Source organism: Flavobacterium sp. FlaQc-48 (genome assembly GCF_044007335.1).
Taxonomy (GTDB): Bacteria; Bacteroidota; Bacteroidia; order Flavobacteriales; family Flavobacteriaceae; genus Flavobacterium.
Map to the genome: position 1 here is coordinate 704,250 of NZ_JBIPCR010000001.1, position 15,667 is coordinate 719,916.

Genomic DNA, 15,667 nt, shown 5'->3' on the forward strand with positions numbered 1-15,667 from the left:
AGTATTTCATGATATTACCTTAAAGATGATGCATAAAAAATCCACAAACCTGAATCTTACATTCAAATTTGTGGATTTTTTGGTTTAGATAGTTATTTAACTTTTTATCCAGTTGATCACTTCAGGATCAGTTGGCAATGTTTTAGGCTTAATTACTTTTACCAATTCTCCTTTTTCGTTGATTAAGTATTTCTGGAAATTCCATTCTACTTCAGAATCCTGTAAACCATTTTTAGATTTTTGTGTAAGGAATTTGTAAACCTCGCACATATCATCTCCTTTTACAGAAACCTTGTCCATCATTGGGAAGGTTACACCGTAATTTTGTTGACAAAATGTTTCGATTTCTTTGTTTGTACCCGGTTCCTGTGATGCAAAATTATTAGCCGGAAAACCTACAATTACAAAACCTTTGTCTTTGTATTCTTTGTAAATTGCTTCAAGATCTTTGTATTGAGGCGTTAATCCGCATTTTGAAGCGGTGTTTACAATCATTACTTTTTTACCTTTTAGAGAAGCAAAATCAAAAGTATCTCCTGATAAATCTTCAACCTTAAATTGATAAATGGTTTCTTTTGCCATGGCTTTATCTGTTTTAGATAATTTATTTTTACTGGTTTGAGCCTGAATTTGTGTACTTACTAAAAGAACAAAACTACATGCTATAAATGCTATTTTTTTCATTGTATATTTTTTTATAAAATTAGTTAAAATCTGTTTTACGGAATGGCTTTCAGGACTTTATTTTTATTAAACATAAGTTAAATAAAAAATTGAAGCCTAGCGTTAATCAGACGCTAGGCTTCCCCCCATACAAACAAATCAAACCATGAATTAATTGTTATACTATTTTGTTTCTTATTATAAATTATAGTTGATGCCCCGGTTATATTGAAAATTGTCAATGGAATCTTAGTACCTCCTATAGTTCTGTGTATTTTTTTCTGGCGCTTATATCTTAAAAGTTACTAATTCTTATAACAAGATGAATCCGGTACTTTAACCCCGTCTTTTAATTTTCGGTTGGAAGTCCGAAGACATCAACTATTTTATATCTGAAATTGAATTATTATTTTTAACGATCTATTCAACTAAATGAATATTTTGATATTCCTTATGCTGAATAATGCCATGGCAAAAATCACTTTTATTAAAACTGGCTAAGGACAAAACTGTCGTTAATCCCACTATCAATATTCGTAAATTACAGATGTTATTCATGACATTAAATTTTAATTTATTGAGATTTACTTTACAGCTCTTTTTTAATAAATCTAAATCCTCCTTTTTTATCTAAACTTTTAATATCAGAATTTTCGGCTACTTTTATCTTTACCTGCTATTATCTAAAATTATTGGCTGATGTTATAATAGCATTTACGTAACTGGATTGCTTTTGGTTTTAAAAAAGTGAAAAAAAAGTAATATTTTTTTTAATTCCCTTGTTTTACTGGGGTTGAGCTTGCTAAAAAAATTATGTTTTTCACAAAAAAATAAATTATCTTTATCTCATTGCATGAAAATGCTTCCAAAAATTTTGTTTAAGCTTAAAATCAAAATGTATGAGTCAAGAAGAATTATTAGTTTTAATTTACAAGAAAGACGAAAGAGCTTTTACCCATTTGTACGATATGTATTCGAAAAGTTTATTTTCGGTCATTAATGTTCTCATAAAAAACCGCGAAGAAGCCGAAGATGTTTTGCAGGAAGTTTTTGTCAAAATCTGGAAAAATATTGATTCGTATAATGAAAGTAAAGGGCGGTTTTATACGTGGATCCTTAATATAGCAAGGAATACGTCTATTGACAAGTTAAGATCTAAAAATTTTAATAACAGTCAAAAAAACCTTTCTTCAGATAATTTCGTAAATCTGTTAGACGACAGCAATAAATTAACTAATAGAATTGACACGATTGGAATTCAGGAATTCGTCAAAAAACTGAAACCAAAATGTATTGAGATTATTGATTTATTATTTTTTAAAGGATATACCCAACAAGAAGCTTCAGAAGAATTGGCAATGCCACTGGGAACTATCAAAACGCAAAACAGAAACTGTATTAATGATTTAAGAAATTATCTAAAAATATAATGGAAGCACAAGAATATATAGAATCAGGAATTCTGGAATTATACGTTTATGGTTTATTAACCGAAACTGAAAATCTGGAAATAGCCGAATTGGCCAGGAAAAATCCCGACGTTGATCAGGAAATTATTTCGATAGAAAGAGCTATTGTAGCTTTGTCATCCAGTTTTTCACCTTTTCATTCGGTAGCCAATTTCGAAAAGATAAAAGCCCGTTTAGAACTGAAACATGGCAAAGTAGTTGATATGAAACCAGCATCAAACTGGTCTCAATACGTGGGCTGGGCCGCTGCAGTACTCTTACTTTTAGGTTTTGGGTACCAAACTTTAGAACTTACAAAAACAAAAGAAGCTATTGCAACAGTTGGTACTGAAAAAAATAAAATTCAAAGAGATTATGCTTTTTTAGACCAGCAGAATAAAGAAACTGAGAAAAATTTAACAATCGTAAGAGATATTAAAAATACTGGTGTAACACTTGGTGGCCAAGCAGTTTCCCCTACTTCATTTGCAAAAGTATATTGGAATAAAGATACCAAAACAACGTACATTGATGCGGCTGGCTTGCCAAAACCTCCAAAAGGAATGGTATATCAGGTTTGGTCTTTAAAATTGAGCCCGGTACTTACACCGACAAGTATAGGTTTACTGGATAATTTTGAAGGAAATACACAAAAGATCTTTGCTGTTAGCCAGACAGATTCAGCAGAAGCCTTTGGAATTACACTGGAACCTGCGGGAGGAAGCTTAACGCCTACAATGACACAATTGTACACTTTAGGAAAAGTATAAAACTAAATTTAGCATAAAACCTGAAACGCATATTAAAATAAATTAATATGCGTTTTTTTATTATTTTTAATTCGGATAAGAACCATAAATCAAAATAAACCAATAAATTAACCATGAACGGAACTTTACTATTACGACTAACACTTGCTATTATTCTATTAACCCATTCTGTATTCGGAATGTTCGATAACGGAGTTAATGACTTTGGAAATTTATATCTGAATCAGATTGGCTTTGCTCCTTTTGGCGTTGTTATAGCCTGGTCAATTAAATTGTCACATGTAGTGGCTGCTGTACTTTTAATATTAAACAAGTATATTAAGCTGGCTGGTTTTGTAACCATTTTTGTTCTGATCATGGGTATTATTCTGGTTCATTTTCAGGAAGGCTGGTTTGTTGTAGGGGGCGGTAGAAACGGAATGGAATACAATTTTTTACTCATTATGGTTTTACTTGCTATAATGTATCCAAACGGATTTAAAAAGAATGGGGTTTAATAGTGTGATTAAGAATTAAAAAAGATGGAAATAACCTGTAAAAATTGTCATCAGACTTACAAAGGGCATTATTGCAATAATTGTGGCCAGCCTGCTGAAACGCACAAAATAAACTGGCATTTTTTATGGCATGATATTCAGCATGGATTATTGCATTTTGATCAGGGGATTCCTTATTCGATAAAACAATTATTTACAAGACCCGGGCATTCTGTTCGTGAGTTTATTGAAGGGAAAAGGGTAAAACATTTTAAACCTTTATCCCTGGTTGTGGTTTTAGCTACTCTTTATGGTGTTTTATATCATTATTTTAAAATTAATTTATTTCTGACTACATCAGATAGTACTTTAAATTATACCGAATTTAACGAATGGGTGTCTACTCATTTTTCATGGGTAACTATTGCGACTATTCCCTTGTTTACTATTGGTACGTATATTTGTTTTAGAAAGCAAGGATATAATTTTGTTGAGCTTTTTGTTCTGAATACTTTTAAAGCTTCACAAAAGCTTTTTGCACATCTCTTATCGTTTCCGTTATTAATATATTTTAATGGCACACCAGAAATCCAAAAGATTACAAGCCTGATTTATGCCATTGACATAGTATTGATATTCTGGACCAACATTCAGTTTTTTAATAAAATGTCGAAGGCAAAAGCTTTCTTTTTATCCTTGTTAAGCCATATTATATTTTTAGTATGTTTTATATTGGTATTAGCTATTGTGCTTTTGTTATCAGGAAAACTTTCTGATTAAAAACCTTAAAAAAGAAAATAATAAACCATTTTCTTTTTTTTAATAAATCTATATCGTAGTATTGCAATATAAAAATAAAACAATGGGAGCTACTAAAACAGATCATTTTACAGACGACCAAAACGAATTGGCTATCTTAACAAAAGCTTTAGGTCATCCGGCACGAATCGCTATTATTCAGTACTTATTGAAAGTTAATGCATGTATTTGCGGTGATATCGTAAACGAACTTCCTTTATCTCAGCCAACGGTTTCCCAGCATTTAAAAGAGCTTAAAAACGCGGGGTTAATAAAAGGAAATATTGAAGGAAACGCTATTTGTTATTGTATTAACGAAGTGGGTTTTAAAAAAATAAAAGTTTTATTCAATCAAATAGACCTTCATTTAGAGAAAAGAAAAAACGAATGTTGTTAATCCTTAAAATCAATTATCATGAAATTATCAGAAATTAAAGAAATACTTACTACTGTTGAAGCCGTAAATTTTCAATTACCGGACGGAAAATTTGTTCCTGAATATTTTCACGTAACTGAAGTGGGTTTGGTGACCAAAAACTTTATTGATTGTGGCGGAGTTGTTCGTAAAGAAACTGTTGTCAATTTCCAGCTTTGGGATGCCAACGATTATGAGCACCGTTTAAAACCTCAAAAATTAATTCATATCATTGAGCTTTCAGAAAAAGTTTTGGGAATTGAAGATTTTGAAATCGAAGTCGAATACCAGAATACCACCATTGGTAAATATGATTTAGGCTTTAACGGAAAAGATTTTCTTCTGTTGAATAAAACGACAGCTTGCTTAGCTCAGGATCAATGCGGAATTCCGTCTGAAAAACCAAAACTAAAACTGACTCAGTTACATACTGATGATGCTAATTCTTGTACACCTGGCGGCACTTGTTGCTAAATTTTAAAGAATATAAAATGTCGGATAAAAATACTTTATTTCCCAATATTCAATCATTAGTTCAGTCTTTTGATTTTGCAGCAATTTCTAAAGATCGCAAAATCACCCTGCAACTTCTTGTTGATTTTATTCAATTGAAACTTGAGAATCAGCAAGTAATAAGATTGAATTTAATTTGCACACATAATTCCAGAAGAAGTCATTTAGCGCAAGCTTGGGCGCAAACAGCAGCACATTATTATGGAATTGAAAATGTTTTTTGCTATTCCGGCGGAACCGAAGCTACTGCTTTATATCCTAAAGTGGCTGAAACATTAGAAAAATCAGGTTTTAAAATCAAAACGCTTTCTAAAGGAAATAATCCTGTTTACATGATAAAGTTCTCTGAAAATGAAACTCCAGTGATAGGTTTTTCTAAAACGTATGATGCTGATTTTAATCCTCAAAATGAATTTGCAGCTATCATGACCTGTTCACAAGCCGACGATGGCTGTCCTTTTATTGCCGGAGCAGAGAAAAGAATTGCAGTAACCTATGATGATCCAAAATCTTTTGATGGTACTACACAAGAAACAGAAAAATATCATGCAAGAAGTCTGCAGATTGCAACCGAAATGTTTTACGTTTTTTCTCAAATAAAAAAATAATATGATTGCAGACCATTGTCATCCTGTCGCTGAAAGAAAAAAACTAGGTTTTTTGGATCGTTTTCTAACACTTTGGATTTTTCTGGCCATGGGTGCTGGTGTTTCTATAGGATCCTTTTTTCCGTCAAGCGGAAATTTCATTAATTCGTTCTCCAGCGGAACCACTAATGTTCCTTTGGCCATTGGTCTTGTATTAATGATGTATCCGCCACTGGCCAAAGTAAATTATGAAAAAATGGGCGAAGTTTTCAAAAATACAAAGGTCTTGGGGGCCTCCCTGTTCTTAAACTGGATCGTTGGTCCTTTTTTAATGTTTGCTTTGGCTTTGTTGTTCTTAAAAGATTATCCTGAATATATGATTGGGTTAATTTTAATTGGACTGGCGCGCTGTATTGCCATGGTTGTAGTATGGAATGATCTTGCTGAGGGCAACCGGGAGTATGCTGCCGGATTAATTGCTTTAAACAGTATTTTTCAGGTTTTACTTTATAGTGTTTATGCTTATATATTTATAACTGTTTTGCCTCCCTATTTTGGATATACAGGGTTCAATGTTGATATTAGTATTCTTCAGATTGCAAAAAGTGTCGGGGTTTATTTAGGAATTCCGTTTGCGCTTGGTATTACAAGTCGGTATGTATTGATAAAATGTAAGGGGAAAGAATGGTTTCAAACTAAATACATTCCTTTTGTCTCCCCTATCACTTTAATCGCTCTATTATTTACCATTGTCCTAATGTTTAGTTTAAAGGGAGAATTAATCGTTGAGATTCCTATGGATGTGGTCCGGATCGCAGTTCCTTTGACAATCTATTTTTTATTAATGTTTATGATTAGCTTTTTTACAGGAAAATATTTTGGGGCAGATTACTCTAAAAGTACCGCAATCGCTTTTACCGCAACTGGAAATAATTTTGAATTGGCGATTGCTGTTGCCATTGGTGTTTTTGGTATCAATAGCGGTCAGGCTTTTGCGGGCGTAATTGGTCCTCTGGTCGAAGTTCCTGCTTTGATTGCTTTGGTTAATGTGGCTTTCTGGTTTCGAAAGAGAGTTTTTTAAAAGTTGCTGAGATGCTAAGATTCTAAGTTGCTAAGTTTTTTTTCGTAATCAAACATAGCCCTAGGTTTTAACCTTGGGATCGCGTTAAAAAAAAACAATGAATATTATGAATTGTCTATAATTATTGATCTCCAAACGGTTGAAACCATTCGCTATGTTTGAATGCTGATATTTGCATTTATGACCACTATTAGTTATTAGTTTGATTTTAAAGCTTCATACTTTTTGTATTATTCCTTTGTCTTTAATAATGATATTTTGAAAACAGAGGTCTTAGCCCTGATAGAAGCAGTATCCTTTTTCTTGCTTCTTTAGCAAGGAAAAGATACAAGCGGATAGCAGAAAATAGCTCCTAATTCTTCCCCGGAAGCTTCGGGAGACTCAGATTAACAGACGAAAATTTCGGAATTTATACTTCGTATTCGTCACAAAAAAAAGGTTCAACTAAATTTAGTTGAACCTTTTTTACGAATTAATAAACTCCTTATTTAATTATTTTTTCTTTTTATAATACTTACGGTACTTTGGATAGGTCAGGATTCCGATAAGAGAGATTGTTCCTAACGAATACCAGGTCCAGCTTAATGAATGTGCGTCTCCGCTTGCATAAGAGTGCAATCCAACTAAGTGGAAGTTTACTCCGTAATACGTAAACAAAATTGAAACGAAAGCGTACATACTCATTAAATTAAAGAACCATTGTCCTCTTAATGAAGGTACGAAACGAGCGTGAATTACGAAGGCATATACCATAATCGAGATTAAAGCCCAGGTTTCTTTTGGGTCCCATCCCCAGTAACGTCCCCAGCTTTCGTTGGCCCATTGTCCTCCAAGGAAGTTACCAATGGTCAGCATAATCAAACCAATGGTTAACGCCATCTCATTGATATAGGTAATTTCTTTAATGTTCAGGTCCATTTTGGCTTTATTCTTTTCATTGGTAAAGAAGATTAAAATCAATCCAACCAAGCCTAAAATCATTCCAAGTGCAAACGGACCATAACTGGCTACAATTACTGCTACGTGAATCATTAACCAATATGAGTTAAGCACCGGTTGCAGGTTTGCAATTTCAGGATCGATCCAGTTGGCATTTGCCGCCATAAAAATCATCGATGTTACGAAGGCTGCTGATGCAACGGTAAGTTTCGATTTTCGGTCAAAAGCCAGTCCGAAGAACATGGTTGCCCAGGCAACGTAAACAATTGCTTCATAGGCGTTACTCCACGGTGCGTGACCTGAAATATACCAACGTGCGATTAATGCAACGGTATGAAAAGCAAATATTACACCTATTAAGATATGAAAACCATTTACGGTGATTCGTAAAAACTTTTTATCGAAAAAGATACTGAAAAGTGTAAAAATCAACATGAAGATTCCGGCAAGAGAATACCAATAGAACATTTTTGGTAAAATATTATAGGTATTATACGCGATCTCCAGATCAATTTTCTTATCGCTTGGGCGTACTTTACTTCCAAACTTCTTTTGAAAGCCATTGATGCTCTCCACCAGCTGATCGGCTGTATTAAAGTTTTTAGAGATTGAACCGTTATTTAAAGCACTAAAATACATTGGTAAAATTTGCTTTACATAAGTAGAATCCATTCCTTTTAATCCTGCATTCTGAATTTCCAAATACGAAATCCATTTGTTGTTTGGATCATTCGGAATTGGGAAAATCTTCAGGATACTTCCGCTTAAAGCAGATTCCATTAGGTTTACTTTTTTATCGGTATCGATAAAATCTTTTTCAAAGCTATTTGGATTCCCTGCTTTGTAAGCTGCATCCAGATAAGGGGATAATTTATAATTTCCGTTTTCATCAAAGAATTTTACAAACGGTACCAGTTTTGCTTTTCTGTCTACGCCAATGATTTTACGAATACTGTCATCTTTTGTATTTAAATAAATAAGCGGAACCTGTATCCAAACCTGAGCATACTGCGTCATGGACAAAAATACCTGATCCGAATTCATTCCGTTGTAGGTATCGCTCTGACTTACTTTTCTCAATAGCTCAGATGAGAAAGTATTAATAGGTTTCATTCTACCTCCTGCATCCTGAATAATTAAACGCCCAAATTTGGCAGCGTGTGCTTCCGGTGCTTTATAGATAGTCAATAAAGAATCCAATTGTTTCTGACTTGGTGCTGCTGTTACATGATTGGCATGATCATTTGGATCTGCGGTATGATTATGATCATGGCCTGGTGTATGAACGTGCGCTGCTTGTGCAAAACCACTCATACTAATCATCAAAACCAAAATGGTAATTAATGCTTCTTTTTTCTTTTTCACACCTTCTAATTTGCGTTTCAAATCGGCAAAACGGGAATGTTTGGTAAACATAATTGCCATTAGACCAAAAAACAACATAAAATAACCTAAATATGTAATTGAGGTTCCCCAGAAATCATGGTTTACAGATAATACAGTTCCTTTTTCATCCGGATCAAATGAAGATTGAAAAAACCGATATCCTTTATGGTCTAAAACGTGGTTCATATAAATTCTGGCATCAAAAGTTTCGGTAGAATCCTGAACGGTTACTTTACTTTCAAAAGAGGAGTAACTTTTCTCTGTTCCCGGATATTTTGTAGCAATAAAATCGTTTAATTTTACTTTAAATGGCAGGATATATGCTTTGCTTCCGTAGAATAAGCTGTATTCGATTTTACCAATTTTTACGGTTTGAGGCTCCCCTACACTACCTTTAGACCCTAAAAGTCTCACTTCTTTTTCCTGGCCATCTGCTTTAACTTTTACAATTAAAGCATCATGATGTGATTTTGCTTTGTAATCGTTATTTGATTCATAATCAACAATTCCTTTTACTGCAGGATCCGGAAATACAATTCGGATATCACCAATACTATATAACGAACGCATCATAAGAGGCTGTACATTATCTTTGGTTACAGTTCCTTTTAGTTTATCTGCCATTCTCATAAACTCCCCTTCAAAAGGTGTCTGAATGGTATATTTTTCACCTTTCGTATTGATGTTGATTGCGCCATCTGTTTGTTTATTCAAAGCAAACAATACATTATGAATGTTTTGTACTTCTCCTTCTTTCAGGAAATGCTCTTCACGTCCGCCTGCTCCTGCTTCAACCAGTTTAAGGTATAAAGTTCCGTTTGCCGTTGGCTTTATTGTTTCTTTGGCGCCCATAATGTAGTTTACATAGGTTACTTCAAAGGGGGTTTCATCGAATTTTCCTGAAATCGTAAAATCATTATTGGTAACTGGCGAAAACAACAGGCTTTTCTCGAAAACCCTGCGTTTCATCTCGCCTTTATATTCTCCGTCTGCAAAAACAGTTAAGAATGTTTTATCGGAGTAAATTTGGTTTTCGGCAGCACCTTCACGAATGGGCATCATCCCCTCGTAGCTGATATAGCGTGTAATAAAGGCTCCTAAAAGAATAAAAATAAAGGCAATATGAAGTATTAATGTTGCCCATTTTTCTTTTTTATGTAATTGGTAACGTTTGATGTTTCCGAAGAAATTGATCATAAAAAAGACCATTATTGCTTCAAACCACCAGGTATTGTAAATTAAAATTCGGGCTGTGTCTGTATTGTATTTACTTTCGATAAAAGTACCAATACCCATTGCGATTGCAAATGTTAAAAAAAGAACAGACATTAATCGTGTAGAAAACAAAAAAGAGAATATTTTTTTATCCATTTCTGAGGAATTACATTGTATAAAAGTGGGACAAAAGTACTTAAAAATGTTGAGTTCCAATATTTGAAGTTTGTTAATAAAAACTAAAAAAGAGCTCGAAATCCATCAAATTCTTAAAAACGTACGCTGATTTCTATAGATCAATAACAGCTGTGATTATTTTTAAAATTAGGATTACCCTACAGAATAAAACGATTGAACTGATTTTCTAATTATTAAAGTCTTCTCTTCTGCTTTAAAATCAAAGCCTGAAAAATAATCCCGGTTTAGATGTCGTTTAAATATCATTAACAAAATAATATTCATGAAAATAAGTTTAATCACAGTAATCTGGAGGTAAACTCTATTTTGAGTATTTTCTTTAAAAAAAATAATGCTAATTTTGCGCTATGATTCGAATAACCCTAATTGGTTCCGGAAATGTTGCACAACATTTGATAAAAGCTTTCACTAAAAGTGAACTTGTAGAAATTGTACAGGTATATTCCAGAAAAAAAGAAAACTTAGCTTCTTTACTTGATTATGATAAAATTGTAAACGATTTTCAGGAATTAAAAGAAGCCGATTTATACATCATCGCAGTTTCTGATAAGGCTATTTCGGAGGTTTCCAGACAATTACCTTTTCAAAACCGGATTGTGGTTCATACTTCTGGGGCGGCTTCACTGGATGTTTTAGATTCTAAAAACAGGAAAGGTGTTTTTTATCCTCTTCAGACATTTTCTAAAAAGAAAGATCTCGATTTTTCAACAATTCCGATGTGTCTGGAAGCTGAAAATACTTTTGATTTTCGTGTTCTCGAAGCTCTGGCCAAAAGTATTTCTAATGCTGTTTTCCCAATTAATTCTGATAAAAGAAAAGCATTGCACGTTGCGGCTGTTTTTGTGAATAATTTCACGAATCATTTGTATCAGATTGGACAGGAAATTTGTGAAGAACATCAGGTTCCTTTTGAGGTTTTAAAACCTTTGATCCGGGAAACCGCTGAGAAAATAAATACTTTAAGTCCGGTTGATGCGCAAACGGGACCTGCCAAACGTCATGATTCTAATACAATTGAATCGCATTTAGACTATTTAACCCGTGAAAATCAAAAAAATATCTATAAACTCCTAACACAATCTATTCAAGATGATAGAAAAACATTTTAAAGAAATAATGAACGACATCACCACTTTTGTTTTTGATGTTGATGGCGTGCTTACAGACAGTTCGGTTTTTGTAACCAATGAAGGAGAAATACTTCGTACGATGAACATTCGCGACGGTTATGCAATGAAAGCAGCTGTTGAAAGTGGTTATCATGTTTGCATTATTTCTGGCGGAAGCAATGAAGGCGTTCGCGTTAGACTAAGAAATTTAGGTATTACAGACATTTATTTAGGAACTCCTGACAAAGTAAAAACTTTCAAAGAATATACTGAGATTTATAATATCAAACCGGAACAAGTATTGTATATGGGTGATGATATTCCCGATTTTCATGTGATGAAATTGGTTGGCTTGCCAACTTGTCCGCAAGATGCAAGCCCGGAAATCAAAAATATTTGTCGTTATGTATCTCACGTAAAAGGCGGTAAAGGTGCTGCACGCGATGTTATTGAACAAGTAATGAAGGTACAGGAAAAATGGATGGAACATTTTAGTGGAAAACACGACTAAATAATTTTTGATTTTAGACTGTTATATATGAATGTATTTTGGCAGTATTCCGTTTTAGTTTTCGGTAATAAAATGTAAAACTATCTTTGTCAGGGCTTTAAACTTTGACAAAGATTTTCAGGCAATAAAAGCCTTTGAGCCTTTGCCCCCTTTAAACCTTTGTAACTTACAAAAAAATGAAATTCCTCAAACTCATTCGGTACAAAAACCTGCTCATGCTTGCTTTTATGCAGGTATTATTTCGTTATGCTTTTCTAAAACAGCAAAATATTCCTTTAGCTTTAAACGATTGGCAATACGGATTATTGGTTTTAAGTACTGTTTTATTGGCTGCCGCCGGTTATGTAATCAATAATATTTATGATGTTGCTACGGATAACATTAATAAACCGGAAGATGTAGTGATCGGAAAGGGAATTTCTGAAACAGCCGGTTATAACATATATATCGGATTAAATATAACAGGAGTAGCAATTGGTTTTCTATTATCAAACATGATACTAAAACCCGGTTTTGCTTCCCTTTTTATACTGATTGCTTCTTTGCTCTATTTTTACGCGACAACCTTGAAACAAATCATGATTTTAGGGAATCTTGTGGTGGCTATCTTGCTTGCTGTAAGCGTTCTTATCATTGGGGTTTTTGATCTTTTTCCGGTAACGAATTCAGAGAATCAGGCGCAAATGGCAAGTCTTTTTTCTATCCTGACTGATTATGCTTTGTTTGCTTTTATGGTTAACTTTATTCGTGAAATTATTAAAGATATTGAAGATGTAAACGGAGATTACAATCAAGGGATGAATACTTTACCAATTGCAATTGGAATTAACAGAGCTGCAAAAATAGCCTTAGGGTTTGCTATCATTCCGTTTATCTCCTGTTTGCTTTATATCAATACTTACTTTATTAAACATGGTCTTTTTGTAGCTGCTTTTTATGCTTTTGCTTTTGTTTTGGCTCCTCTTTTATATTTCATTGTAAAAATATTTTCTGCAAAATCTAAAAAAGATTTCCATCATTTAAGCACTGTTTTAAAACTAATTTTATTCTTCGGAATTCTATCTATTTTGGTTATCAATTTAAATATCAAATACAATGCTTAAAGAAAAATTAAAAAAATATACTTTAATTCTGGCTTCGGGATCGCCTCGCAGACAACAGTTTTTTAAAGATCTGGATCTTGATTTTGAAATAAGATTAAAGGAAATTGAAGAAATATACCCGCCGGAATTAAAAGCAGTTGAAATTACCGATTATTTAGCAGCACTAAAAGCAAGTGCTTTTGAAGGGGAGCTTAACGAAAATGAAATTTTAGTAACCAGCGATACAATAGTCTGGCATCAAAACAAAGCTTTAGGAAAGCCGAAAAATCCGGAAGAAGCCTTTGAAATGATCAAATCGATGTCCGGTGCCACACATGAAGTTTTCACATCAGTATGCTTTAGGACAAACTTTACTTCTACTGTAATAAATGATGTCACAAAAGTAACTTTTAATGATTTATCTGATGAGGCTATCCTATATTATATCGAAAACTACAAGCCTTACGACAAAGCCGGTGCTTATGGTATTCAGGAATGGTTTGGTTTTATGGCAGTGGCAAAAGTTGATGGCTCTTATACCAATGTTATGGGGTTGCCAACAGCTAAAGTTTACGAATATTTGAGTACTTTAGTGTAAAAAAAATATTTATGTTTTCGTTTAAAGAATATAGCCAGGAAATATTAAGCACCGTAGTTCTTCTTTTCGCTTTAGTAGCGTTACGGATTATTATTGCAAAATTAATCCGTCGTTACGCCAGTACAAGCCAATTATTAGAACACCGGACCAATCTGGTTATCAAATACATTCATATCTTAATGAATATTTTGGTTACGATTAGTTTAATCGTAATCTGGGGCGTAGATACAAAAGACATTTTTATTACTGTTTCTTCAATTGCAACCGTTATTGGAGTGGCCATGTTTGCGCAATGGTCTATTTTAAGTAACATTACTTCCGGGATGATTTTATTTTTTTCATTTCCTTTCAGAATTGGGGATACCATAAAGATTCATGACAAAGATTTTCCGATAGAAGCAGAAATTGAAGATATAAGTGCTTTTCACGTTAACCTAAGAACAAAAGAAGGCGAACGAATTATCTTTCCAAACAACCTCTTACTGCAAAAAGGGATCTCAATTATGCCTTCGCACTACGAGGATAAGGAGTTTTTTGATTAAAATTATTTTATTTAAAATCCGCTCCAAATTTTACAGCAGATTTACAGCCTGATTTTTAGAATGGGAATTTTATAAACTATTAAGAAAAAGCTAAAACGTTAATTTTTGAATAAAATATAATATTTGCTTTACCAAATTTCTAGTTTATTTAAATCACCAGATAAAATGATTCATTCCATAAAATTACCGTTTTATGCTAAACTTGCCTTGATATTAGTTAGCTTTATTAGTTTTGCTTTTATATTTTATATCGGAAAAGATGTTATTACTCCCGTATTAATGGCGTTTTTGTTTGCTGTACTTTTAGTCCCTGTTTTCACTTTTCTTCATGCCAGATTAAAATTTCCAAGACATCTTGCTGCCGGTTGTTGCATTTTACTTTTTGCCTTGTGCATTGTTGGTATTTTGGTGTTTATATCCTATCAGGTAAGTGATATTGCGAATGATTTTGATACCATAAAAAAGAATGCAAACTCTTTTATCACTGATATTCATAAATTTATAAAAGAATATTTTCATGTAAGTATTGGTGAACAGAAAAAATATCTTGATAATGTGGCCAAAGATTCTGTTCAAAACGGGAAAGCTACCATTGGCTCTGCCATCATATCGATATCAGATTTGCTTTTAGATTGTACCATTATCCCAATTTATACCTTTTTATTCCTTTTATATAAGGATCATTTTATCCTGTTTTTGGCCAAATTGGTTCATAAAGAAGATCATCCTGCCTTAAAAGATATTTTATCACAAATAAAAGTTTCTATAAATAATTATATTATCAGTTTGATTTTTGAAATGATTGTAGTTTCGGTTTTAACCAGTTTAGGGCTGTGGATTATTGGTATTAAATACTTTATTTTGTTAGGTCTGATTACCGGAATTTTAAATATGATTCCGTATATCGGTATCTTAATTGCAGGTATCATCACTGTTTTAGCTTCTTTAACCGGAACACCTGAAACATCAATCATCCTTGGTATTCTGATTGTCAATATTATTGTTCAGTTAATTGACAATAATATCCTTGTCCCTTTAATTATTAATTCAAAAGTAGAAATTAATGCCTTTGTTTCTATTATCGGAATTATTGTTGGAGGTGCGGCAGCTGGAATTTCGGGTATGTTTCTGGCCATTCCACTTTTAGCCATTCTAAAAATTATATTTGAAAGAATTGAATCGCTGGAGCCATGGGGATATTTAATGGGAAACCACATGCCAAAGAAATTTACCTGGAGAATTAGAAAACTGAAGGTTGAAAACTAAATAGCATACCATTTTCTAAAATAGTCCCATTAATTCCTTATATTCATAGTATAATCAACTTTAAAGCGAG

The 15,667-nt window shown here is 33.1% G+C and carries 17 protein-coding genes; 14 read left to right on the plus strand and 3 right to left on the minus strand.

The window, feature by feature from the left end:
• Positions 1-96: 96 nt before the first annotated feature.
• Positions 97-684 carry a glutathione peroxidase gene (locus tag ACHRWY_RS03045; RefSeq protein ID WP_395352370.1) on the minus strand — a complete coding sequence of 196 codons (588 nt, stop codon included), beginning with the start codon at positions 682-684 and terminating at the stop codon, positions 97-99.
• A 399-nt stretch (positions 685-1,083) separates the two neighbouring features.
• Positions 1,084-1,221 (minus strand): hypothetical protein, encoded by a 138-nt coding sequence (locus tag ACHRWY_RS03050; protein ID WP_395352372.1) that lies wholly within the window; start codon positions 1,219-1,221, stop codon positions 1,084-1,086.
• Positions 1,222-1,562: 341 nt separating this feature from the next.
• Here ACHRWY_RS03050 and ACHRWY_RS03055 point away from each other — a divergent pair, with 341 nt between their 5' ends.
• The 8 genes from ACHRWY_RS03055 (at position 1,563) to arsB (ending at position 6,751) form a co-directional block, all read left to right on the plus strand.
• The gene (locus ACHRWY_RS03055; RefSeq protein ID WP_068840691.1) at positions 1,563-2,093 is read left to right on the plus strand and encodes an RNA polymerase sigma factor; all 531 of its coding nucleotides are present in this window, start codon (positions 1,563-1,565) and stop codon (positions 2,091-2,093) included.
• Positions 2,093-2,881 carry an anti-sigma factor domain-containing protein gene (locus ACHRWY_RS03060; RefSeq protein ID WP_395352374.1) on the plus strand — a complete coding sequence of 263 codons (789 nt, stop codon included), beginning with the start codon at positions 2,093-2,095 and terminating at the stop codon, positions 2,879-2,881. Before ACHRWY_RS03055 ends, ACHRWY_RS03060 begins: the two co-directional genes overlap by 1 nt.
• A gap of 113 nt (positions 2,882-2,994) precedes the next feature.
• Positions 2,995-3,378, plus strand: coding sequence for a DoxX family protein (locus tag ACHRWY_RS03065; protein ID WP_395352375.1), 384 nt, complete (start codon positions 2,995-2,997; stop codon positions 3,376-3,378).
• Between the two features lie 24 nt (positions 3,379-3,402).
• Positions 3,403-4,137: a DUF3667 domain-containing protein gene (locus tag ACHRWY_RS03070; protein WP_395352376.1), complete on the plus strand. Its 735-nt coding sequence runs from the start codon at positions 3,403-3,405 to the stop codon at positions 4,135-4,137.
• 82 nt (positions 4,138-4,219) lie between these two features.
• Positions 4,220-4,552, plus strand: a complete 333-nt coding sequence (locus tag ACHRWY_RS03075; RefSeq protein WP_395352378.1) for an ArsR/SmtB family transcription factor — start codon at positions 4,220-4,222, stop codon at positions 4,550-4,552.
• Positions 4,553-4,570: 18 nt separating this feature from the next.
• The gene (locus tag ACHRWY_RS03080; RefSeq protein ID WP_395352380.1) at positions 4,571-5,044 is read left to right on the plus strand and encodes a DUF6428 family protein; all 474 of its coding nucleotides are present in this window, start codon (positions 4,571-4,573) and stop codon (positions 5,042-5,044) included.
• 17 nt (positions 5,045-5,061) lie between these two features.
• On the plus strand, positions 5,062-5,691 hold the full coding sequence (locus tag ACHRWY_RS03085; protein ID WP_395352382.1) for a protein-tyrosine-phosphatase: 630 nt from the start codon (positions 5,062-5,064) through the stop codon (positions 5,689-5,691).
• 1 nt (position 5,692) lies between these two features.
• A complete protein-coding gene (gene arsB, locus ACHRWY_RS03090; RefSeq protein WP_395352384.1) occupies positions 5,693-6,751 on the plus strand; it encodes an ACR3 family arsenite efflux transporter in 1,059 nt (352 codons plus the stop codon).
• A 492-nt stretch (positions 6,752-7,243) separates the two neighbouring features.
• On the opposite strand, the gene ccsA is transcribed toward arsB, so the two are convergent.
• On the minus strand, positions 7,244-10,447 hold the full coding sequence (ccsA, locus tag ACHRWY_RS03095) for a cytochrome c biogenesis protein CcsA (protein ID WP_395352386.1): 3,204 nt from the start codon (positions 10,445-10,447) through the stop codon (positions 7,244-7,246).
• Positions 10,448-10,836: 389 nt separating this feature from the next.
• On the opposite strand from ccsA, the gene ACHRWY_RS03100 reads away from it, so the two are divergent.
• The 6 genes from ACHRWY_RS03100 to ACHRWY_RS03125 all read left to right on the plus strand — a co-directional run bounded on the left by ACHRWY_RS03100 (position 10,837) and on the right by ACHRWY_RS03125 (position 15,597).
• The gene (locus ACHRWY_RS03100) at positions 10,837-11,598 is read left to right on the plus strand and encodes a Rossmann-like and DUF2520 domain-containing protein (RefSeq protein ID WP_395352388.1); all 762 of its coding nucleotides are present in this window, start codon (positions 10,837-10,839) and stop codon (positions 11,596-11,598) included.
• Positions 11,582-12,109, plus strand: a complete 528-nt coding sequence (locus ACHRWY_RS03105) for a KdsC family phosphatase (protein ID WP_395352503.1) — start codon at positions 11,582-11,584, stop codon at positions 12,107-12,109. The genes ACHRWY_RS03100 and ACHRWY_RS03105 overlap by 17 nt, the downstream gene beginning before the upstream one ends.
• 176 nt (positions 12,110-12,285) lie before the next feature.
• Complete coding sequence (locus tag ACHRWY_RS03110) at positions 12,286-13,212, plus strand: geranylgeranylglycerol-phosphate geranylgeranyltransferase (protein ID WP_395352390.1); 927 nt, start codon at positions 12,286-12,288, stop codon at positions 13,210-13,212.
• Positions 13,205-13,789, plus strand: a complete 585-nt coding sequence (locus tag ACHRWY_RS03115) for a Maf-like protein (RefSeq protein ID WP_395352392.1) — start codon at positions 13,205-13,207, stop codon at positions 13,787-13,789. The genes ACHRWY_RS03110 and ACHRWY_RS03115 overlap by 8 nt, the downstream gene beginning before the upstream one ends.
• An 11-nt stretch (positions 13,790-13,800) precedes the next feature.
• Positions 13,801-14,331, plus strand: coding sequence for a mechanosensitive ion channel domain-containing protein (locus tag ACHRWY_RS03120; protein ID WP_395352394.1), 531 nt, complete (start codon positions 13,801-13,803; stop codon positions 14,329-14,331).
• Between the two features lie 165 nt (positions 14,332-14,496).
• Positions 14,497-15,597, plus strand: a complete 1,101-nt coding sequence (locus ACHRWY_RS03125; protein ID WP_395352395.1) for an AI-2E family transporter — start codon at positions 14,497-14,499, stop codon at positions 15,595-15,597.
• Positions 15,598-15,667 lie beyond the last annotated feature (70 nt).